The sequence below is a fragment of the Actinosynnema sp. NPDC004786 genome (assembly GCF_053601135.1).
Genome location: NZ_JBSGBG010000016.1, coordinates 62,336 through 82,389 on the forward strand (window position 1 = coordinate 62,336; position 20,054 = coordinate 82,389).

A 20,054-nucleotide genomic window follows, 5' to 3' on the forward strand; every position below is an offset into this window, starting at 1 on the left:
CCACTACCCCCTCCTACGCAGTACTCCGCATTCCGTAGTACCCTCCACGGCAGACCACCGGGGAGAAGCGCATGGACACGAGTCAACTGCTCAAGGGGGTGCTCGACCTCGCCGTCCTCGCGGTGCTGCGCAAGGAGGACGGGTACGGCTACGACGTGCTGCGCAGGCTGCGCCAGGGCGGGCTGGACGGCGTCGGCGACGCGTCGGTCTACGGCACCCTGCGCCGGCTCTACAACGCCGGGCTGCTCACGTCGTACGTCGTGCCCAGCGAGGAAGGGCCGCACCGCAAGTACTACAGCCTCAACGAGCCGGGCCGCGCCCGGCTGCTCGAATCGGGCAACACCTGGAAGTCGTTCGCGCGGGCGTTGGACGACCTGTTGGGGGAGGGCGCATGAACACGCAGACGGACGCCGGGGTGCGGCACTACCTGGACGGCATGCGGGAGGCGCTGGCCGACCTGCCCGCCGCCGAGGTCGGCGAGATCATGGACGACGCGGGCGCGCACGTCGCCGAGGTCGCCGAGGAGCTGGGCGAGGACTTCTCCCTGGCTGCGCTGGTGGACCGGCTGGGCACGCCCCGCGCGTACGCGGAGGAGCTGCGCGCCGCGGCGGGCTACCCCTCGCCGTCCCCCACCGCCGCGAAGGACACCGGCAACCGCCAGGCGTTCACGGCCCGGTTCGCGGTGTGGAGCCTGGTGGCCGCCGTGGTGACGGCGTTCGGCTTCGCGGTCACCCGGGGCGACGGCGCGGCCCTGACCCTGCTCGTCGGCCTGTGCGGCGCGGCGGCGACCCTGCTGGTGTTCCGGCAGAAGGGCCTGATCGCGGAGATCGCCCGGCTGCCCGAGACGGTGGCGCTGCGCGACGCGCTGGACCGGCTGGAGCGCTCCGACCTGCACAAGGCGGTGGAGGCGCTGCGCGTCTTCCAGCCGGTGTGGTGGATCGTCCGGGCGCTGCTCATCGCGGCGGCGGGCCTGATGCTGTACCGGTCGCCGGAGATCCTGCTGGTCGCGCTCGCGCTGGCCGCGGTGTCGCTGCCCGCCGGCCCGAAGGCCGCCACGGACCGCCGGTGGCTGTGGCTCAGCCTGCCCGCGACCGCGTTCGCCCTCGGGTTGCTGGTCTACGTCCTGGGCACGCTGGCGACGAACTTCACCGGCTACCCGGTCAGCCACTCCACGGTGAGCTACGACCCGCAGCCCCCGACGCCCACCAACATCTTCGTGTTCGACAAGGACGGCAACCCGCTGACCGACGTCCACCTCTACGACGAGAACGGCCGCCCGCTCAACGCGCCGTGGTACGGCTGCGGCGACGACCGTGACGACAACCGCAACGACAACCGCTTCCCCCGGCCGCGGGTCGTGCACGACGAGCAGGGGTGCCACGAGGAGACGGGCGTCCCGTTCGCGGTGGTCATGCCGACCATGCCGGCCACCACCACCTCGTCGGCCCCGTCCACCACCGCGCCGTCCACCACCGCGCCGTCCGCGCCCGTGCCGTCCGCGCCCGTGCCGTCCACGACCGCGCCGCCCACGACGGTCACCACGACCACCACGGGCTGAGGTCGCTCAGCGTGCGGGCGGCCGCGCGGTGGACGCCCGCACGACGAGTCGCGTGGCCAGCTCGACCCGGTCGGACGCGGGCGGGCGGCCCTCGATCAGGTCGGCGAGCATCCACCCCGCCCGCGTGCCCATCGCGGCGAGCGGCTGGCGCACGGTGCTCAGCGCGGGCGACGAGCGCCAGGCCGCCGGCAGGTCGTCGAAGCCGACGACGCTGAGGTCGCCGGGCACCGACAGGCCGGCGGCGCGGGCCGCCTCGATCACGCCGAGCGCCTGCTCGTCGTTGCCCGCGAACACCGCGGTCGGGCGGTCGGGCAGGCGCAGCAGATCGGCGGCCTGCCGCCGGCCGCCCTCGCGGGTGAAGTCCGCGTGCCGGACCAGCGCCGGGTCGAACCCGACCCCGGCGTCGGCGAGGGCCGCCCGGAACCCGTCCAGGCGGGCCCGGCTGCACAGCATGTCGCGCGGCCCGCCGACCACGCCGACCCGCCGGTGCCCCAGCGACAGCAGGTGCTCCGCGGCCGTCGCGCCGCCCGCGCGGTTGGTGGCCCCGACGCTGAGCAGGGCCTGGTCGACCGGGTCCACCTGCACGAGCGGCACCCCGGCGCGGGCCAGCACGCGCCGCTCCGCGTCGCCGATCGGGCACGCCACCAGCACCACCCCGGCCCGCCGGGCGCCGACCAGGTCCTGCGCCCACGTCGGGCCGCGACGGGCGGCCGCCGACATCACCACGTCCAGCCCGGAGTCGACCACGCCGCGCATGACCTCCATCGCCCACGCGGTGTCCAGCGCCGGGAAGACGAGTTCGACCACCGGCGCGGCCCGGCGCCCGACCGGCTGCCCCGGCGCCCGCACGACCGGCCGGCACCCGCGCGCCACGACCCGCGACGCCGTCGTGCGCGACATCCCGCGCGTGGTGGACCCCACCAACCTCAAGCGACTCACGGGCCGACATTATCGGGATTCCCGCGAAATACAATCGAACCGCTGAACTGCAACGATTCACCCGCTCGGCGGTGCACTTCCGACCTGTCCACCCTCCTCAACGCTAATACTTTCGTAGAGATTGCGAAACTTTGCGGCCGATCGCCGGCCGCCCCCGACCCCCGCCAACCCCCTGCGCCGGGCCGTCTGCCACCGCACCGGCGTGCCGTGCAGGGCCGTGACGAGCGACCGCACCACCACCAGGTACGTCAGCTGCCGGTACACGACCTGCTGGAACGGGTAGGCCCACAGCGGGGCGAGCGGCTCGCCGTCGAGCCGGAGCGCGTAGCCGGCGCTCGCCGTCTGCACGGCCAGGAACACGCCCCAGATCACCAGCGCCAGCGGCGCGTCGGCCACGAACGCCCCGTACAGCACGTAGACGTCGAGCGCGGGGGCCAGCACCGGCAGCACCACGTGGAACGCCAGCAGGTACAGCAGCCCGAACCGGCCCATCCGCCCGCGCTCGCGCACCGCGGTCCGGTGCTTCCACATCGACTGCAACGTCCCGTACGACCACCGGTACCGCTGCCGGTACAGGCCGCGGGCGTTCGCCGGCACCTCGGTCCACGCCCGCGCGGACGGCTCGTACACCACCCGCCACCCGGCCCGGGTGATCGCCATGGTGAGGTCGGTGTCCTCGGCCAGCGTGTCCCGGCTGATCCCCCCGACCTCCTCGATCGCCTCCCGGCGGAACGCCCCGATCGCGCCGGGCACGGTCGGGACGCACTCCAGCGCGTTGAGGATCTGCCGGTCCAGGTTCGAGCCCGCGCAGTACTCCAGGTGCTGCCACCGGCCGAGCAGTCCGCCCCGGTTGGCGACCTTCACGTTGCCCGACACCGCGCCCACCCCGGTGTCGCCGAGCGGGCGCACCACCTTCGACACGGTGTCGGGCTCGAACACGGTGTCGCCGTCCACCAGCACCAGCGCGTCGTGCCGGGCCAGCGCGACGCCCGCGTTGAGGGCGGCGAACTTGCCCGCGTTCGGCTGGCTGACCACCCGCACGCCGGGCAGCCCCAGCCCGCGCACGACCTCCGCCGTGCCGTCGGTGGAGCCGTCGTCGACCACGACCACCTCCACCTCGGCGGGGTGCTCCGAGGCCGCGATCGACGTCACCGCGGCGGCGATGTTCGCGGCCTCGTTGTACGCGGGGACGATCACCGAGACCGGCGGCGCGTGCGGCTCGACCTCCAGCTCCCGGTGCAGCCGCCGCGCGGTGTGGGCCAGGCCGAGCTGCATCACGGTGCGCAGCAGCGCCAGCACGGCCACGAGCCCGCAGACCACCCCGAGGACGGTGAGGAGCACGTCGCCGTGGTGCCGCGCCCACGCCTGGACCCGGCCGGTGACCCGCGCGCCGAACCCGGCGTCGGCCATCGCGGCGGGACGGCCGGTCGCCGCCGTCAACGTGGTGAACCGGCGGTCCGGCAGCGCGTCGGCGAGCAGGTCGACCGCGGCGCGGGCCGCGGGACCCACGTGCAGCCGGACGACCCGGTCGGTGTCCAGGCCCGCGAACACCAGCGCCGGGTCGTGGACGTGCAGGTCCGGGGTGTCCGGCTCCGGCTCGACCAGCGACGTCTCGACGTGCGCGGCGTCCGCCACGGCGTTGCGCGCGAACGCCGCGCCCAACGCGGTCGGCTCGCCCTCGCGGAACCCCGAGACGCCGACCTCGTGGCCATCCGCGACCATCCGCCGCACCAGGTCGGGGTGCTCGACCACCCGCGCGCCCACCACGACGAACGTCGCCCGCACCCCGCGCCGGGCCAACGCGTCGAGCACGCGCGGCGTCCACCTCGGGTGCGGCCCGCCGTGGATCACGAGCACCGCCGTGCCGGCCGGCACGGGCTCGGCCGTGACCGGGGCGAGCACCGGCTCGTCGGCCGACGACGTGGCGTAGGCGTGGAAGCTCAGCACGCCCATCAGCAGGCCGAGCCCCAGCACCAGGGAGATCCGGTCGGCCCTCACCCGAGGTGCTCGACCACGCTCGCCACCAGCAACGCCGAGAAGCCCAGCAACGACAGCGCGACCGCGAGGCTCACCACGCGCATCAGCCCGCGACGTCTGCCCGTCCGGTCGACGAAGACCTGTTCCTCCACCACGATCCCCCCAGCCTCACCACCGCCACCAGGAACCCCGCCGCCACCGCCGCCGCGAGGTGCGGGAAGGCCCGGACCACGAGCGGCCCGGCGACGATCGCCCACTCGGCCGCCGCCCTGCCCCGCACCGCGGTCAGGCCCACCACCAGCGCCGCGAACACCAGCGGCGGCGAGGGCACCACGGTCCACAACCCGACCGGCCGCACCACCGCGGCCGCGAACGCCGCGCCGGACACCATCAGGACGCCGAGCGGCCAGCCGGGTTGCCCGCCGTCCACCCAGACGCCCACCCCGGTGAAGACCGCCGACACGGCGACCGCCGCCAAGCTCGGCAGATGAGCCATGCGGTCGACCACGGCACGCCCCCCAGCGTCAGCAGGCATCTAGATTAGGCGACGCGAGGGGGCGAACGGGACGGAGGGAGTCCGCGCGGTGAAGTACCTGATGCTGATCTACGGCAACGAAGAGGTGTGGAACAGCACCGACGCGGAGGAGTTCGGCAAGCTCGTCGGCGAGGTGGACGCGTTCAACGCCGCCCTGCGCGGGTCCGGGGAGCTGGTCGAGTCCCGCGGCCTGGAGCCGCGACCGCGCGCGGTGCGCGTGGTCGGCGACGCGCCGGTGGTCACCGACGGCCCCTACCTGGAGGCCAAGGAGCACGTCGGCTCGTACTTCGTGGTCGACGTCGACAGCGAGGAGCGGGCGCTGGAGATCGCGCGGTCCTACCCGGCCCTGCGGTACGGCCGGGGCCTGGGCGGCGGGCTGGAGGTGTGGCCGCTGATGGCCCCGGGCGGCGACGACCGTTGACCTCCGGGGAACCCGTCGGCGACCTGCTGCGCTCGTTGACGCCGAGGGTGCTCGGCGCCCTGGTGCGCTGGCACGGCGACTTCGCCCGCTGCGAGGACGCCGTGCAGGAGGCGTTGATCGACGCGGCGCAGGCGTGGTCGCGCGACGGCGTGCCGGAGCACCCCCTGGGCTGGCTCGTCACCGTGGCCGGGCGGCGATACGTCGACCTGGTGCGCTCCGACGCCGCGCGGCAACGCCGCGAGCAGGCCGTGTTCGACGCCGTGCCGCGCGACGAGCTGCTCGCGCCGCCGCCGGACGCCGAACCGGCCCGGGACGACCTGCTGGAGCTGCTGTTCCTGTGCTGCCACCCCGCGCTGACCGCGCCGGCCCAGATGGCGCTCACGCTGCGGGCCGTCGCCGGGCTCACCACGGCCGAGATCGCGGCGGCCTTCCTGGTCCCGGACAAGACCATGGGCCAGCGGATCTCCCGCGCGAAGCAGCGGCTGCTGGAGGCGGGCGCCCGGTTCGAGCTGCCCGCCGACCGCGACCGGGCGCTGACCGTCGTGCTGCACGTGCTGTACCTGCTGTTCAACGAGGGCTACAGCGCCAGCGCCGGCCCCCGGCTGCACCGGCCCGACCTCACCGCGCAGGCGCTCCGGCTGACCCGGCAGCTGCACGAGCGGCTGCCCGACTCCGGCGAGACCGCCGGGCTGCTGGCGTTGATGCTGCTCACCGAGGCGCGTGCGGCGGCCCGCACCGGCCCGGACGGCGAGCTGGTCCCGCTGGCCGACCAGGACCGGTCGCGGTGGGACCGCGCGCTGATCGCCGAGGGCACGGACCTGGTGACGCGCAGCCTGGCCGCCCACCCCGCCGGCCCGTACCAGGTGCAGGCCGCGATCGCGGCCGTGCACTGCGAGGCGGCCACGGCCGAGGAGACCGACTGGCCGCAGGTCCTCGCGCTGTACGACGTGCTGGAACGCCTCGCGCCCGGCGCGGTCACCGCGTTGAACCGGGCCGTCGCCCTCGGTGAGGTGCACGGCCCCCGGGCCGCCCTGGACGTCGTCGCCGGGCTGGAGCGCGGCGCGCTCGCCGGCCACCACCGCCTGCTCGCCGTGCGCGGTCACCTGCTGGAGCGCGCGGGCGACCGGGCCGCCGCGAGCGAGGCGTTCCGGCAGGCCGCCCGCCTGGCCGGCTCCGTGCCGGAGCAGCGGTTCCTGCTGCTGCGGGCGGCCCGCTGCGCGTCCGCCGAAGATTTTTCCGCGACGACGTAGAAGTCGGGTCGCCGGCTCCGATCCCCTCCCGAGCGAGCCCGCCGGGCCTCGCCGGGAGGAAGGAACAGCGATGACCAAGGTGACCGCGCAGCTTTCGGTGTCCCTCGACGGCTTCTACGCCGGACCCCGCCACGAGGGCGACGGCGACTGGTTGCGGTCGGCGGAGGCGGCGGCGTTCTTCCGCGTCACCCGCTGGGTGATCAACGCGTCGGCGTGGCGCGAGCGGCAGGGCATCGCCGGCGGCGAGCGGGACGTGAACTCCGACGTCGTGCGGGAGCACTTCGAGGCCGCCGGCGCGTACGTGATGGGCCGCCGCATGGCCGACGGCGGCGAGGTGCCGTGGGGCGAGGAGCCGCCGTTCCGGGCCCCGGTGTTCGTGGTGACCCACCGCCCGCGCGCGACCCTGGAGCGCAAGGGCGGCACGAGCTTCACCTACGTCACCGACGGCGTGGAGAGCGCGGTGGCGCGGGCCAAGGCCGCCGCCGGCGGCAAGGACGTCGCGGTGGCGGGCGGCGGGAGCCTGGTCCGACAGGTCCTCGCCGCGGGCCTGCTGGACGAGCTGGAGCTGCACGTCGTGCCGGTGGTGCTCGGCTCCGGCCTGCGCCTGCTGGACGCCGACCTGGGCATCGGCGAGAAGGAGGGCATCGAGCTGACCCCGATCAGGGTCCTGCACACGCCGGACGTGACGCACCTGCGCTACGCCGTCACCGGCCGGGCGCCGCTGCTGCTGGACAACCGCGGCCGGGACTGAAACCCGGGCGCGGCGGGGGGACGGACCCCTCCCCGCCGCGCCCGGGAGGCCGGCTACCCGAACGTGACGACCAGGCGGCCGTCCGAGGCGTAGGACCACTTCAGCGCACCGCGGTAGGAGGAGCACCGGGATCCGTTGGAGCCCGCCCAGAACTGGTTGGAGCTGTCCACGTTGCCGACGGTGCGGTCGTTCGTCCCGCCGGAGCTGAAGCACGAGGTGTTGTTCCGGAACACCGACGAACCGCCGTCGAAGTTGAAGTTGCGCTCGGCGTTGTCGATCGAGACGTTGTCGGAGATCGTCATCGTGCCGAGGTTGCGGTTGTAGGTGAAGCCGTGCTTGCCGTTGCCGTAGGCGATGTTGCGCCGGATCACGTGGTTGACGCCGATGTCCTCGCCGCCGAGCTTGTAGCCGTTGCGGTCGCCGTTGCCGGCCTGCGAGCCGTCGCTCAGCGTGCCGTTGTCGTAGGCCAGCGAGTCCTCGATGGTGACGGCGCCGATCGGGCCGGTGTCGGTCTTGGTGAACAGGTCCCAGCCGTCGTCGATGTTGTTGTGCGCCACCGCGTACCGGAAGACGTTGCCCGGACCGGAGGTCAGCTTCGCGGCGAACCCGTCGGCGTCCTCGCCGTCGGAGTCGGCGTTGTCGTGCGACTCGGCGCTCAGGATCAGGTTGTAGGACGGCCACTGGTCCTTCGGCGTGCTGGACAGCATCCGGGACAGCTGGAGACCCGTGTCGCGGTTGAAGCGGGTCACCGTGCGCTCGAAGACGTTGTGGCTGCCGCCGACGAAGATGCCGTTGTCACCGGCCCGCTCGACCACGATGCCGCGCACGTGCCAGTAGTTGCCGTTCACGGCCAGACCACGGTTGGCCGGGTCCTCCGCCTGGGCGGAGAAGTTCAGCACCGGCGTCTCGCCGGGGTAGGCGAACAGCTCCGTGCGGTCGCCCGACGTGCCGTTGTTGCCCTGCGGGATGGTGACGGTCTGGGAGAAGCGGTACGTGCCGCCGCGCAGCAGGATCGTGCCGCCGGGGGTGATGCGGGAGATGGCCGAGGTGAGCGTGGTGGGGTCGGCCTGCGTCCCGGACGCGTTGTCGGTGCCGTTCGGCGCCACGTGGAGCGCGCCGCTCGGCGGGTTGCCGGTGGTGGTCGTGGTCGTCGTGGTGGTGGTCGTGGTGGTCGTCGTCGTGCTGGTGGTGGACGTGGGGCCGCCGGTGGCCGGGGTGAACGTCCACTGCTTGGTGGCGGCGTTGTCGCACGAGTTCGTCTGCACCAGGGCGCCGGTCGTCGTGGCGTTGTCCTTGATGTTCGCGCACTTGCCGCCGTTGGCGTTGACCACGCGGTAGTTGCTGCCGCTCGCGGTCAGCGACCAGACCTGGCTGCTCGCGCCCGTGCACGTCTGCTGCTGGATGGCCTTGCCGGCGCTGGTCGACGAGTCCTGCACGCCCACGCACAGGCCGGTGGCGACCGACGTGATCCGGAACCCGCCGCTGACCGCGGTCAGCGTCCAGCGCTGGCCGGCGACGTCACCGCACGACTGCTGCCGCAGCTGCGTCCCGCTCGCCGAGCCGGCCGCGTCGAGGCAGTGCCCGCTGCCGGCGTTCTTCACCGCGTACGTGCCCGCGCCGACCGCGGCGTCGGCCGGCGCGGCCAGCGGCCAGGCGGCGAGCGTGGCGGCCAGCGCGGCCACCGCCCCGACCGCGACCAGCGCGCTGCGGGCCATGCGTGGCCGGGTCACCGCGGTGTGCTCCGGTGTGCTCATGACGACTCCACTTCCGAATGACTTCCCGGCGGTTCCGCGTTTTTCGCGCGCGACCGGGATCGGCGAACACCGGGTCCGGTAATCGCCGATTCACGAATATGACCGCCGGGCAGGGAAAGCAATTCCGCATCGGATGCTAGGAGGTGCGCCACACCCGGTCAACGGCCGGGAAGCCCGCAGACCACCTCCGCGCCGCCGTCGAACACATCGAACACCGAGGTCAGGCCGGACACCGGTGATCAACGAAGAAGTTGCGGAATCGCCCCGCGGAATAAGCGCCGGTCATAACCGTGAACAAATGAGGGGTCGGTCCGGTCAGATCCGTGAACAACGGCACGAAAAAGCCCTCTGCCGACCGGGGTCGACAGGGGGCCGGTGGGACGGGGTCAGCGGGTGGTGCAGAGCGTGCCGTTGAGGGAGTACTTCACCGGGTGCACGTTCGGGCCCTGGTAGTTGCCCACGAACCCGACCGTGGTCGACGCGCCCGCGTCCAGGGTCGCGGTGTTGGTCACGGTCACCTGCGTGCCGGTCTGCGACCAGGTCGCGTTCCAGCCGCTGCCGACCTGCTGCCAGGTCGTCGGCCAGGAGTAGGTGAGCGTCCAGCCCGCCGCGGGCCGCGTGCCGGTGTTGGCGATCTCCAGTTCGGCCACGAACCCGTTGCCCCAGTTGGTGGTCTCCCGGTAGGTCACCGCGCAGGACGACGTGGCCGGCGTCTTGGTGGTGAACGTCAGCGGCGGCGAGGACCACGACACCTTGCCCGCGTTGTCCCGGGCGATCAGGTTGACCGTGTACTCGGTGCCGGGCTGGAGGTTGGCCGCGGTGAACGTGGTGCCGATCGTCTCGCCCCACTGGTCGGCGCCCGCGCCGTTGATGCGGTGCACCTCGTACTTCACCGCCGGCGGCGGCGCGGGCCAGGACAGCACGGCGGTGCGGTCGGTGACCGAGTCGAGGACCGGGCGGGCGGGCGCGGCGGGCAGGCCGGTCACCGCGCGGCTCGGCTTGAGCACCACGGTGGTGATCGAGTAGGGCGCGAGCGACACCGAGGACGACGAGCCGGTCGTGGTGGAGATGCCGGTGTCGCCGTTGCCGAACTTCAGCACGGTGGCGTCGGCGGCGGCCGAGTAGCCGGGGACGCGCAGGCTCACGGTCCGGGCGGCGTCGGGGTCCTGGTTGATCATCATGACGGCCAGGCCGCCGTCGGGCCGGCGGGCCGCGTGCGCGCGCACCAGCGGGTCGCTGGACAGGGCCGCGACGAGCTGGTCGCCGGGGCGCGCGAAGCGGGACGTCATGGCGATCGCGTGGTACGGCGCGAACGGGGTGTTCAGCGCGGGCTCGCAGGCCGTGCCGTCGGCCGTGCAGGTGCCGCTGGAGAGCAGGCCGAAGTCGTCGTAGTCGGGGTGGCCCGCGATCTCGCGGACCTGGCCGATGCCGTTGTGGACGTTCCACCAGTCCACGGTGAACACGCCCTGGCCGATCATCGTCGCGTAGGCGTCGGCGGCGAACAGCGCGCCCGGCTGGGTGTTGCGGCCGTAGGAGGTGTTCACCTCGGTCAGGGCGATGCCCAGGTCCTTGCCCGCCAGGCGGCGCGACTGCTCGCGCACCAGCGCGATCTGGTCCTTCACCCGGTCGGTCTTGGCCAGCACCTGCGCCGCCGTGTCACCGCTGGGGTACCAGTGGATGATGCCGAAGTCGACCACGGGACCCGCGATCGCCAGCACGGTCTCGTTCCACGACGCGGTGTCGCCGGTCGCGGTGATGCCGTCCGGCCACTCGCCCGGCGTGGTCAGCACCGCGCCGATCTTGATGGTGGGGTCGACCGCCTTCATCGCGGTGGCGTAGTCGCGGACCAGGGTGGCGTAGTAGGTCGGGCTCTTGTCCGGGTGGTGGTCGGCCTCCCAGCCGGAGCCGTAGTGGCCGTTGCCGTAGTTCTCGTTGCCGATCTCCCAGTACTTCACGCCGTAGCGCTTCTCCACGTTGGCGTAGCGCACCCAGGCCGCGGCCTCCTCGGCGGTGCCGGTGCCGTAGTTGGCCGTGACGATGGCCTGCCCGCCGGCCCGCCGCACACCGCGCATGAACGTGTCGAAGTCGGTGTTGGGGGCGACGTACCCGCCGGGGGCGGTGTGGTCGGCCCAGTGGTAGATGTCGGAGTACGAGCCGCCCGGGTAGCGCATCGCCTTGACGCCCGCGTCCTTGAGCAGGTCGGCGACGGCGTCACTGCCCAGGTGGGTGTCCCAGATGGCGTGGTTCACCCCGGTCGCGGCCTCGTGCACCACCTCCAACCCGGCCTTGGTGTTGACCGTGACGGTGACGGCGGCGTCGGCGGCTTGCGCCGGGGAGCCGGCGGTCAGCACGACCTGGGCGGTCACGAGCGCGGCGAGTGCCGGCAGGACGACGAGACGCGGTCTCATGGAGTTTCCCCATCGACGATGATGATCTGGGAGCGCTCCCAAAACTGTGGGCCGCGCCCCACACCTTGTCAATCACCACCCCGAACCCCTTGCGCAACCTCGTACGACCGGCGTAGAGCCGGTCAGCCACTTCGCCCAGCGCACCGTCCACGCCGGACACACGGGCCGCCGATCCGCTGACGCGCCACCGTTCCCGCGCGATCCGTCGATTCGAGTCGATTCGAGTCGAACGCGCGGTCACACCTCCGCGTCGAACCTCTCCCGCGCCCGCCGGACGTCCGGCATGATCGCCGTGCTCCAGCGCAGCAGCGCGTCGATGAGGTCCTGCAGCGTGTCGCCGAGCGGCGTGATGCGGTACTGCACGGCGATCGGGCGCGTGGTCGTGACGACCCGGTCCACCATCCCGTTGCGCTCCAGCCGCCGCAGCGTGGCCGTGAGCGACTTCTGCGTCACGGCCGGGATCTCGCGGCGCAGCTCGTTGAAGCGCAGGGGCCGCTCGCACAGCCGGTCGAGCACCTGGAGCGACCACTTGTCGAGCACCTGGTCGAGCAGTTCGCGGTGGAGCGCGGTGATCTGGGCGGTTTCCGACATGACACCTAGTCTCGTTGAAGTTCCCTCCGGGCACCAGGTAGACGTTGGATACCACCAACGACCGACGTGAGGACCACCGTGACCGTGCAGCTGCTCAGCCCGGAAGGCATGTTCCAGCCCGTCCCCTACCACCACGTCTCCATCGGCACGGGCGCCCGGCAGGTGCACGTCGCCGGCCAGATCGCCCGCGACGCCGAGGGCAACCCGGTGGCCACCGGCGACCTCGCCGGCCAGGTCGCCCAGGCCCTGCGCAACACCGCCAAGGGCCTGGCGGGCGCCGGCGCCTCGTTCGCCGACGTCGTCCGCCTCCGGTTCTTCGTCACGCGGTGGAGCCCGGACAGGATGGGAGCCTTCATGGCGGGCCTGGACCGCGTCACCGACGAACTCGCCATCCCGCGACCCCTGCCCCCGGCGTCGTTGATCGGCGTGGACTACCTGTTCGAACCGGACGTCCTCGTGGAGGTCGAGGCGTTCGCCGTGCTGGACCGACCCGCCTAACCCTCCGCCGCCTCCCACCGCACGCCGTAGGCCAGCCCGGGGACGAGGTGGCGGAACTCCAGGTGCACCTCGCCGGCGGGGTCGACGTGCCGCCGCCGGCCGTGGCGCGCCCCGTCGGCCCCCTCCGGGTCCGCGCCGTGCAGCGCCCAGACCTTCGGCGGCGTGGCGCTCGGGCCGAAGCGGACCCGCACGTCGAGCAGGTCGCAGGGCCGCTGCGGCACGTGGACGAGGTACGGGCGCGCCGCGTGCGCGGCCGGCGGGTGGAAGCGGACGGCGAAGTCGTGCGCCTGCCCGCCGGCCACCGGGGTCGGCAGGACCAGGGTCGGGGCGGGGTGGTCCAGCAGCGTGCCGCCGTACAGCACGTCCACCTCCACCCCGGCCCCGGCCAGCGGGAGCGGCGGGGTCAGCGGCAGGTCGCGCAGGCCGTCGTGGTCGGCGACGACCCGGTGCCGTTCGATCACCTCGGGGCGGGCCCGGTCGAGCCTCAGCACGGCGTGCAGCTCCTCGGTGCGCCAGCCGGCCGACGACCCGACCGACCGGCCGCGCGGCGCGTCGGCGGCCAGTTCGGCGAGGTGGTCGATGGCCTCGTCCACGCGCCGGCGCACGGTGCGGGGGTCGCGGTCCAGCCGGACCGCCGCCCAGTGCACCCGGTCCTGGTACAGGGGCAGCCGGGCCTCGTCCTCGATCGCGAACGCGGCGAGCGTGGCCAGGCGCAGGTCCTCCGGCAGCCGCCCGGCCAGCTCCGACAGCCGGGCGGACACCTTCCGGCGGATGGCGCCCGGCGCGTCGCCCTCGGCGACCCCGCACGTCGCGCGCAGCGTCGGGCCGACCCGGTCCCCGATCCGGCCCGCCAGCACGCCGCGACCCTTGCGGAGCGACTTCAGCTCCCGGACCAGGTCCGCGTGCGCGTTCATCGGCCCACCCCCGTCGATCTCCACGGTGTTCTGCCGGGCAGGGTGCGGCCGGCCGGTGGACCGGACGTGGACACATCGTGGATGACCTACCCGCGGTCCGACGGCCGGGCCGCCAGCGCCACCGCCAACGCGGTGCCCAGGCGGACGCCGTCCTGGCCGAGGAACACGCGGAAGGTGCCGATGCGGTCGAGCGTGCCGCGGTCGACCGCGCCGAGGCCGTAGGCGACCACGGTCGGGCACCCGGGCCAGGCGGGGTCGGTCAGCGCGGCGAACGCGTCCGGCCAGGTCCCCGGGTCGGTCGGCCGCCCGTCCGAGGCGAAGAACACCACGGGTCTGCGGACGTGCAGCCGGCGGGCCCGCAACGCGCGCACGTCGTCGGCGATGGTCGCGCGCACCAGCGTGAACGCGGGGCCGAAGTTGGTCCCCGCGCGCGGGCCGGCCGCGCTCAGCTCCGCCAGCTCGGCCGCCGGGCGCAGCGGTTGCAGCACGGTCGCCGCCGCCGCGAAGCCGACCACGCACACCCGGACCGACGCGGCGGCCGACGGGTCGGCGTGGACGGCGCCCCGGAACTCCCGCAGCCCGGCGTTGACCTCGTCGAGGTGGTCGGCCATCGAGAGCGACACGTCGCACACCACGTAGCACGGCAGCACATCGGGCGTCATCGGCTCCTCCTTCGCACACCTTTTGCGGACAACGCGGAGCCTGGCCGGTGTTTGTCTACCCGCGGTGGACCCGACGCGGATTCCGACACACAGACGGCCGCTTGTGCGACATCCGCCGTAGACATCAAGCTCGCGAACCGGGAGGCGGCGTGGAATTTCGGATGCTGGGTCCGCTGGAGGCGTGGCACGGGACCGCTCGGGTCCCGCTGGGCGACCAACAGCAGCGGTACGTCCTCGTCGTGCTGCTGCTGCACGCGAACAAACCGGTGTCCACCGACAAGCTGACCGACATCGTGTGGGGCGGCAACCCCGAGCGCCGCGTCCTCGTGCGGGGTTACATCAGCAAGCTGCGGAACGCGCTGCGGCACGCGGGCGACGTCTCGATCGAGACGACCGCGACCGGCTACGTGCTCCACGTGGACGAGGACCGGCTCGACACCGCCCGGTTCGCCCGGCTGCGCGCCGAGGCGGAAGAGGCGCGCGGGGAGGACTCGCGGCGGGCGATCGCGCTGTTACGCGCGGCCGTGGACCTGTGGCGCGGGCGGTTCCTGGAGGACATCGACCACGACCGGGTCGGCGGCCCGGAGGTGATGTCGCCCGACGACAGCTACTTCGACGCCGTGGGCGACCTGGCCGAGCTGGAACTGGACGCGGGCGACCACCGGTCGGCGCGGGACCGGCTGCGGCCGGTGGTGCGCACCGACCCGGCCCGGCAGAAGCACGCCGAGCTGCTGATGCGCGCGCTGATCGCCGGCGGTGACCGGGTCGAGGCCCTGCGGGTCTACCACGGCACCAGGGCGGCGCTCGCCGGGGAGGGCCTGGAGCCGGGGCCGCTGCTGCGCAAGCTGGCCGCGCGGGCCGAACGGGGCGAGCCGGCGAGTTCGCTGCCGTCGCGGCCGGGCGGGTTCACCGGCCGGGAGGCGGAGCTGGCCGCGATCGAGGCGGTCGCCGCGACGCCGGGCGAGCGCCGCGCGGTGTGGGTGAGCGGCGCGCCGGGGGTCGGCAAGTCGGGGCTGGCCGTCGAGGCGGCGCACCGGCTGCGGCACCGGTTCCCGGACGGGCAGGTGCTGGTGCGGCTCAACGGGTACACGCCGAACCTGCCGCCGGTGCCCCTGGCGGACGCCCTCGACCACCTGCTGGCGGAGCTGGGCGTGCCGCCGGAGCAGATCCCGGCCTCGGTGAGCCGGAAGTTCACGCTGTACCAGGCCGAGCTGTACGGCACGCGGACGTTGGTGGTGCTGGACAACGCGCACTCGCCCGAGCAGGTGCGGTCGCTGCTGCCGGAGGCGTCGGGCTGCCTGGCGATCGTGACCAGCAGGCGGGTCGGCGACCCGGACACCGGCGAGCACCTGCGGCTCTCGCTGCTGCCGCCCGAGGACGCGCTCGCGCTGTTCCAGGCGCTGGCGGGTCCGCTGCGCCTGCGCGGCCGGTCCGCCGACGTGGCGGCGGTGGTCAAGCGGTGCGGTTTCCTGCCGATGCAGATCCGGGTGGCCGCGGCGCTGTTCCGCAGGCACGACAAGTGGCTGTTGGAACACCTGCTGCGCGAATTGGAGGAGAGCGGGCCGTGGCGCGCGGACACCGTCGACGCCGACGGGGCCGCCGCGGTGCGGGTGTCCTACCTCCAGCTCGAGACGCCGCAGCGGGAGCTGTTCCGGCTGTTCGGCCACCTGCCCGGCCCCGACCTCGACGTGCACGGCGCGGCGGCGCTGGCCGGGCGCGACGTCGCCGACGTCCGCGCGGCGCTCGACGTCCTGCACGAGGTGTGCCTGCTGGAGGAGGTCGCCCCGGACCGCTACCGGATGCTCGACCCGCTCAAGGAGTTCGCCGCCGCCGAGCCGCCGCCCACCACGCCGACCGAGCACGAGGACGCCGTGCTCCGCCTGCTCGACTTCTACCTGGTCGGCCTGGCCGAGGCCGTGGGGGCCGCCTACCCGTTCGACCGCGTGCTGCCCCCGGTGCACCGGACCAGCCGGGTGGTGCCCGCCTTCGCGGACCAGTCCGGCGCGACCGCCTGGATCGCCGCCGAGCGGGACAACCTGGTGGCGGCCATCCGCAGCGCCGCCGAACGCCGGCTGCCCGGTCACGTGTGGCGGCTGGCGGTGCTGATCTGGCGGCACTTCAACACCACCAGCCGGTTCGAGGACTGGCTCGAGACCGTGGAGCTGGCCTGGGAGAACGTGCGCTCCGCGCCGGGCGAGGAGCACGGCCGGGCCCACGTGCTGCTGCGGCTGGCCATCGCCTACGACCGGCTCGGGCGGCTGGAGGAGGCGGTGGCGGCGGCCACCCGCGCGCTGGACGAGTGGGACGCCCTGGACGACCTGCCCGGCCGGGCGTCCACGTCCGGCATGCTCGCCATCTCGTTGATGCAGCTGGGCCGGCACGCCGAGGCGGTGGAACGCTTCGAGGACGCGCTGGAGAAGTACGAGCGCTGCGGTGACCTGCGCGGCCAGGGGCACGCGTTGAGCATGCTCGGCGTGCTGGACGAGGAGCGCGGCGACCTCGACCGCGCGCTGCGCCGGCACCGGGCCGCCGTGCCGCTGCTGCGGGAGGTCGGCCACGCGCAGGGGTTGGCGCACGCGTTGAACAACCTCGGCGCGGTGCAGCGGCGGCTGGGACTGGCCGACGAAGCGCTGGCCGCGCACCTGGAGGCGCACGACCTGGCCGTCGAACTCGGCGACGACAGCCTGGCCGCCTACGCGTTGAACTACATCGGCAACGTGCACCGGTCGCAGGACCGGCTGGCCGAGGCCGCGCACTACCACGAGCGCGCCAAGGCGGCCGCGGCCGACGTGTCCAACTCGGACCTGCGCACCCGGCTGTTCCTCGACCGCGCCGAGACCGCGCGGGCGGCCGGCGACCGGGCCGCGGCGCTGGACGCCTACCGGTCCGCCCTGGACCTGGCGGTCGGCGCGGGCAACCGCGGCCACGCCGCCCAGGCCCACCTCGGCGTCGCCCGTGCGCTGCACGCGCTGGGCCGGCACGCGACCGCCGCCCCGCACTGGGACGCGGCCGAGAGCGGGTTCGCCGCGCTCGGCCGGCCGCGGGCCGACGAGGTCCGGGCCGAGCACGCGGGCCTGACCTGCGCGTGCCGCTGATCCCGCGGGGCCCGGCGGGGCGGCCCACCCGCCGGGCACGCCGGTCAGTACCGCTGCCGCAACACCCGGCGCAGCTCGGGGTACACCTCGCGGACGGCGCCGTGGTTGTGCCAGCGGCCGAGGGTCCGGGACAGCTCCCGCAGGTCCGTCCGCACGGTCGCCGAGTCCACGTGCGCCACGTCGTCGAGCGTGCCGGCCAGCGTCGCGCAGCTCTGGTCGATCTCGCCCGCGAGCGCGAGGGCGAGCGAGCGCCGGGTGCCGAACCTCGCCCGGGACCGGCGGGACGTCACGGGCAGCCGGGACAGCTCCCGGTCCAGCACGGCCGCCGACTCGGCGGTCCGGCCGAGGTCGCACAGCGACCACCCGCGGGCCAGCTCCGCCGGGTCCGGCGCGGTCGAGCCGAGCACGGGGTAGGCGCGGGTGTCCGCGGCGGCGCCGTCGAGGAGGTCGACGGCGCGGTCCATCGCGCGGTCGAACGCGTCGCGGTCGCCCGCCAGCGCGTGCCCCTGCGCCTCCCGGCGGGCCGCCAGGCCCCGGATGCGCGGGCCGGCCCGGTCCACCAGCTGCGCCTGCCGGGCCAACCCCACCGTCCCGGCCGCGTCCTGCCGGTAGAGCGCGAGCCCGGCCTCCCGGACGAACGCGTAGCTCACGATCTCCCGATCGCCGCCCGCCCGCGCCAGTTCCGAGGCGTGCCGGGTCCACGACAACGCGCGCTGCTCGTCACCGACCTCCTGGTTCATCCACCCCGTGTACTCGGCGATGCGCGCGGCGAGCAGCAGCAGCCGACCCCGGATCGGCTCCGGGTTCTCGTGCGCGAGCGCGTGCACCGTCCGCAGGAGGGCGACCAGCGGTTCGAGGACGACGACGGGGCTGGTCTGCATGCCCAGGGAGCGCAGGTGCTCGAACGAGACCCGCATCCCCTCCACCACGCGCTCGTCGGGCGCGGGTCGCGGCCCGCCCGACAGGGCCATGCCGAGCACCGTGCCCGTGCCGGCGACCAGCACCTGGCGGCGGTCGAGCGTGAGGCCGGCCTCGGCGGCGCGCTCCACGGCCCGGTCCCGCGCCGCGCGAGCCGCCTCGATGAGGCTGCCGCCCGCGTCGAGCACGCCGTCGCACAGCCGGGCCATGGTCTCGTGCGGCAGCTTCAGGTCGTTCTCGATCTTGCTGAGGTGCCCCTTGCTGTAGTGCACCCGCTTGGCCAGCTGACCTATCGACAGGCCCGCGGCGATACGGCATTCACGGAGTAATTCACCAAACGATTCAGTCACCCTGAGCCTCCTGGTCCGGCCGGTTCGAGTACACCACCGCCGCCTGCCCGGCGCAATCGCCCGGCCGCCCGCGAATTCCCCGCGGGCGGCCGGGCGCATTTCTGCGGTCACCCGTACCACGGGTTGCCGTCGGGACCGACGGTGACCGTGGTGGTGCTCGGCGGCGGGCACTCCTCGAAGGACGACGCCGACGCGCCGCCACCGGCCGCGAACACCGCGACGACCGCACCGAGAACGGCCAACGACAATCCGGTCCGGACCGCGAAACGGGACTCGAAAATGGACACGACTGTCCTCCACTGCGAATCGGTGAATGTTGTCCGGGGCGATTCTTTTTTCATTTCGCCCGCACCACAATGGTTCACCGGCGGACGCGCGCGGACCAGGTGTTGCCCGTTTCCCGGGCGCGCGGCCAACGGGACACGGGGCGCATCCACTCCTCGTCCACTTCCGGTCGACACGCGGTCCCGATGCTGTGCCCCGCGGACCAGACGAGCCGGCCACCGCACCGGCGTGGACAGGAGGTTCGATCGTGAGCGAGTACGACGTGGCCGTGTCGTTCGCCGAGGAGCAGCGCTCCGCGGTCGAGGACGTGGTCGAGGCGTTCCGGCAGCGCGGGCTGACCGTGCTGCACGGGCCCGAGCAGACCCACGAGTGGTGGGCGCACAAGGACGGCGGCGACCTGCCGGACGCGCGGGTGCGGTTCTTCGTCCCGTTCGTGTCCGAGGTCGACGAGTTCACCACGGCCGCGTTGCGCGCGGTGAAGGCCGGGGACGAGCACGTGCTGCCGGTGCTGCTCGGCGACGTGGCCGTGCCGCCGGAGCTGCTGCACCCGCACGTCGCCTACCTGCGCGGCACCGTGCAGCGGCCGGACCAGCTCACCGACGCGCTGGTCGGTCGGATCGAGACGGCGGAGGCGGCCGGGTGGCGGCGGGCGTCGATCACCGACGTGGTGACCGGCGTCAAGGACGTCGCCCCGGCGGAGGAGGAGCCCGAGCCGGTCGTGCCGGCCACCTTCAGCCGCTACGCCGAGCAGGACGCGACGCTGCGCTACCTGGCCGAGCAGTTCGCCGCGGCGTTGCCCCGGCTGACCGCGCGCGGGTTCGTCGGCACCGCGCACGTCGGCGAGACCCGGATCGCCGTGCGGGTCGAGCGGGCGGGCGACACCGTGTACGCGCTCGACATCCAGCGCGGCGGGATCGGCGGCGACGAGACGGTCAACTTCGTGGTCGGCCGGCCGGACGGCGCGGCCCTCACCAACGGCTGGGCCCGGCCGGTCTACGACACCGGCGTGGGCGCGGCCGTGCTGGAGGTGCACGACTTCTCGGTGCTGGGCGGCGGTGGCGCGCCGCACGCGTACCGCCGGGAGGAGCTGTTCACCGCGTTGTGGGAGCGGATCGACGCGGTGCTCGCCTCGACCGTCGGCTGAGCGT

Annotated in this window: 19 protein-coding genes; 8 read left to right on the forward strand and 11 right to left on the reverse strand. The window is 74.0% G+C overall.

Annotated features, from left to right (window positions below; genetic code table 11):
* Positions 1–71 precede the first annotated feature (71 nt).
* Together ACWEFJ_RS16715 and ACWEFJ_RS16720 are read left to right on the forward strand one after the other, a co-directional pair.
* A complete protein-coding gene (locus tag ACWEFJ_RS16715; RefSeq protein ID WP_378093573.1) occupies positions 72–395 on the forward strand; it encodes a PadR family transcriptional regulator in 324 nt (107 codons plus the stop codon).
* Positions 392–1,558 carry an HAAS signaling domain-containing protein gene (locus tag ACWEFJ_RS16720; protein WP_449714247.1) on the forward strand — a complete coding sequence of 389 codons (1,167 nt, stop codon included), beginning with the start codon at positions 392–394 and terminating at the stop codon, positions 1,556–1,558. Before ACWEFJ_RS16715 ends, ACWEFJ_RS16720 begins: the two co-directional genes overlap by 4 nt.
* 6 nt (positions 1,559–1,564) lie before the next feature.
* On the opposite strand, the gene ACWEFJ_RS16725 is transcribed toward ACWEFJ_RS16720, so the two are convergent.
* The 4 genes from ACWEFJ_RS16725 to ACWEFJ_RS16740 all read right to left on the reverse strand — a co-directional run bounded on the left by ACWEFJ_RS16725 (position 1,565) and on the right by ACWEFJ_RS16740 (position 4,970).
* The gene (locus ACWEFJ_RS16725; RefSeq protein ID WP_449714248.1) at positions 1,565–2,458 is read right to left on the reverse strand and encodes a substrate-binding domain-containing protein; all 894 of its coding nucleotides are present in this window, start codon (positions 2,456–2,458) and stop codon (positions 1,565–1,567) included.
* 96 nt (positions 2,459–2,554) lie between these two features.
* Complete coding sequence (locus tag ACWEFJ_RS16730) at positions 2,555–4,495, reverse strand: bifunctional polysaccharide deacetylase/glycosyltransferase family 2 protein (protein WP_449714249.1); 1,941 nt, start codon at positions 4,493–4,495, stop codon at positions 2,555–2,557.
* The gene (locus tag ACWEFJ_RS16735) at positions 4,492–4,626 is read right to left on the reverse strand and encodes a hypothetical protein (RefSeq protein ID WP_378093581.1); all 135 of its coding nucleotides are present in this window, start codon (positions 4,624–4,626) and stop codon (positions 4,492–4,494) included. The genes ACWEFJ_RS16730 and ACWEFJ_RS16735 overlap by 4 nt, the downstream gene beginning before the upstream one ends.
* Entirely contained in the window at positions 4,578–4,970 is a 393-nt protein-coding gene (locus ACWEFJ_RS16740; protein WP_378093584.1) for a DUF6542 domain-containing protein, read from the reverse strand. Before ACWEFJ_RS16740 ends, ACWEFJ_RS16735 begins: the two co-directional genes overlap by 49 nt.
* Before the next feature lie 88 nt (positions 4,971–5,058).
* On the opposite strand from ACWEFJ_RS16740, the gene ACWEFJ_RS16745 reads away from it, so the two are divergent.
* The 3 genes from ACWEFJ_RS16745 to ACWEFJ_RS16755 all read left to right on the forward strand — a co-directional run bounded on the left by ACWEFJ_RS16745 (position 5,059) and on the right by ACWEFJ_RS16755 (position 7,431).
* Entirely contained in the window at positions 5,059–5,430 is a 372-nt protein-coding gene (locus ACWEFJ_RS16745) for a YciI family protein (RefSeq protein ID WP_449714250.1), read from the forward strand.
* On the forward strand, positions 5,427–6,680 hold the full coding sequence (locus ACWEFJ_RS16750; RefSeq protein WP_449714251.1) for an RNA polymerase sigma factor: 1,254 nt from the start codon (positions 5,427–5,429) through the stop codon (positions 6,678–6,680). Before ACWEFJ_RS16745 ends, ACWEFJ_RS16750 begins: the two co-directional genes overlap by 4 nt.
* Positions 6,681–6,750: 70 nt before the next feature.
* A complete protein-coding gene (locus tag ACWEFJ_RS16755; protein WP_378093590.1) occupies positions 6,751–7,431 on the forward strand; it encodes a dihydrofolate reductase family protein in 681 nt (226 codons plus the stop codon).
* Positions 7,432–7,484: 53 nt separating this feature from the next.
* Here ACWEFJ_RS16755 and ACWEFJ_RS16760 read toward each other — a convergent pair whose 3' ends face one another.
* The 3 genes from ACWEFJ_RS16760 to ACWEFJ_RS16770 form a co-directional block, all read right to left on the reverse strand.
* Positions 7,485–9,185 carry an RICIN domain-containing protein gene (locus tag ACWEFJ_RS16760; RefSeq protein WP_449714252.1) on the reverse strand — a complete coding sequence of 567 codons (1,701 nt, stop codon included), beginning with the start codon at positions 9,183–9,185 and terminating at the stop codon, positions 7,485–7,487.
* A gap of 386 nt (positions 9,186–9,571) precedes the next feature.
* Entirely contained in the window at positions 9,572–11,593 is a 2,022-nt protein-coding gene (locus tag ACWEFJ_RS16765) for a cellulose binding domain-containing protein (protein ID WP_449714253.1), read from the reverse strand.
* Between the two features lie 237 nt (positions 11,594–11,830).
* Positions 11,831–12,184 carry a winged helix-turn-helix transcriptional regulator gene (locus tag ACWEFJ_RS16770; RefSeq protein ID WP_378093596.1) on the reverse strand — a complete coding sequence of 118 codons (354 nt, stop codon included), beginning with the start codon at positions 12,182–12,184 and terminating at the stop codon, positions 11,831–11,833.
* Between the two features lie 78 nt (positions 12,185–12,262).
* Between ACWEFJ_RS16770 and ACWEFJ_RS16775 the strand changes: the two genes are divergently transcribed.
* Positions 12,263–12,682 carry a RidA family protein gene (locus tag ACWEFJ_RS16775; protein WP_449714314.1) on the forward strand — a complete coding sequence of 140 codons (420 nt, stop codon included), beginning with the start codon at positions 12,263–12,265 and terminating at the stop codon, positions 12,680–12,682.
* On the opposite strand, the gene ACWEFJ_RS16780 is transcribed toward ACWEFJ_RS16775, so the two are convergent.
* The gene (locus tag ACWEFJ_RS16780; RefSeq protein WP_449714254.1) at positions 12,679–13,596 is read right to left on the reverse strand and encodes a hypothetical protein; all 918 of its coding nucleotides are present in this window, start codon (positions 13,594–13,596) and stop codon (positions 12,679–12,681) included. The genes ACWEFJ_RS16775 and ACWEFJ_RS16780 overlap by 4 nt on opposite strands.
* Before the next feature lie 86 nt (positions 13,597–13,682).
* Positions 13,683–14,258 (reverse strand): vWA domain-containing protein, encoded by a 576-nt coding sequence (locus ACWEFJ_RS16785; protein WP_449714255.1) that lies wholly within the window; start codon positions 14,256–14,258, stop codon positions 13,683–13,685.
* 161 nt (positions 14,259–14,419) lie between these two features.
* On the opposite strand from ACWEFJ_RS16785, the gene ACWEFJ_RS16790 reads away from it, so the two are divergent.
* Complete coding sequence (locus tag ACWEFJ_RS16790; protein WP_449714256.1) at positions 14,420–17,353, forward strand: tetratricopeptide repeat protein; 2,934 nt, start codon at positions 14,420–14,422, stop codon at positions 17,351–17,353.
* A gap of 44 nt (positions 17,354–17,397) precedes the next feature.
* On the opposite strand, the gene ACWEFJ_RS16795 is transcribed toward ACWEFJ_RS16790, so the two are convergent.
* Together ACWEFJ_RS16795 and ACWEFJ_RS16800 are read right to left on the reverse strand one after the other, a co-directional pair.
* Positions 17,398–18,621, reverse strand: a complete 1,224-nt coding sequence (locus ACWEFJ_RS16795) for a helix-turn-helix domain-containing protein (RefSeq protein ID WP_449714257.1) — start codon at positions 18,619–18,621, stop codon at positions 17,398–17,400.
* A 107-nt stretch (positions 18,622–18,728) separates the two neighbouring features.
* Complete coding sequence (locus tag ACWEFJ_RS16800; RefSeq protein WP_378091163.1) at positions 18,729–18,908, reverse strand: hypothetical protein; 180 nt, start codon at positions 18,906–18,908, stop codon at positions 18,729–18,731.
* A gap of 245 nt (positions 18,909–19,153) precedes the next feature.
* Here ACWEFJ_RS16800 and ACWEFJ_RS16805 point away from each other — a divergent pair, with 245 nt between their 5' ends.
* On the forward strand, positions 19,154–20,050 hold the full coding sequence (locus tag ACWEFJ_RS16805; protein ID WP_449714258.1) for a hypothetical protein: 897 nt from the start codon (positions 19,154–19,156) through the stop codon (positions 20,048–20,050).
* The last annotated feature ends 4 nt before the right edge of the window (positions 20,051–20,054 follow it).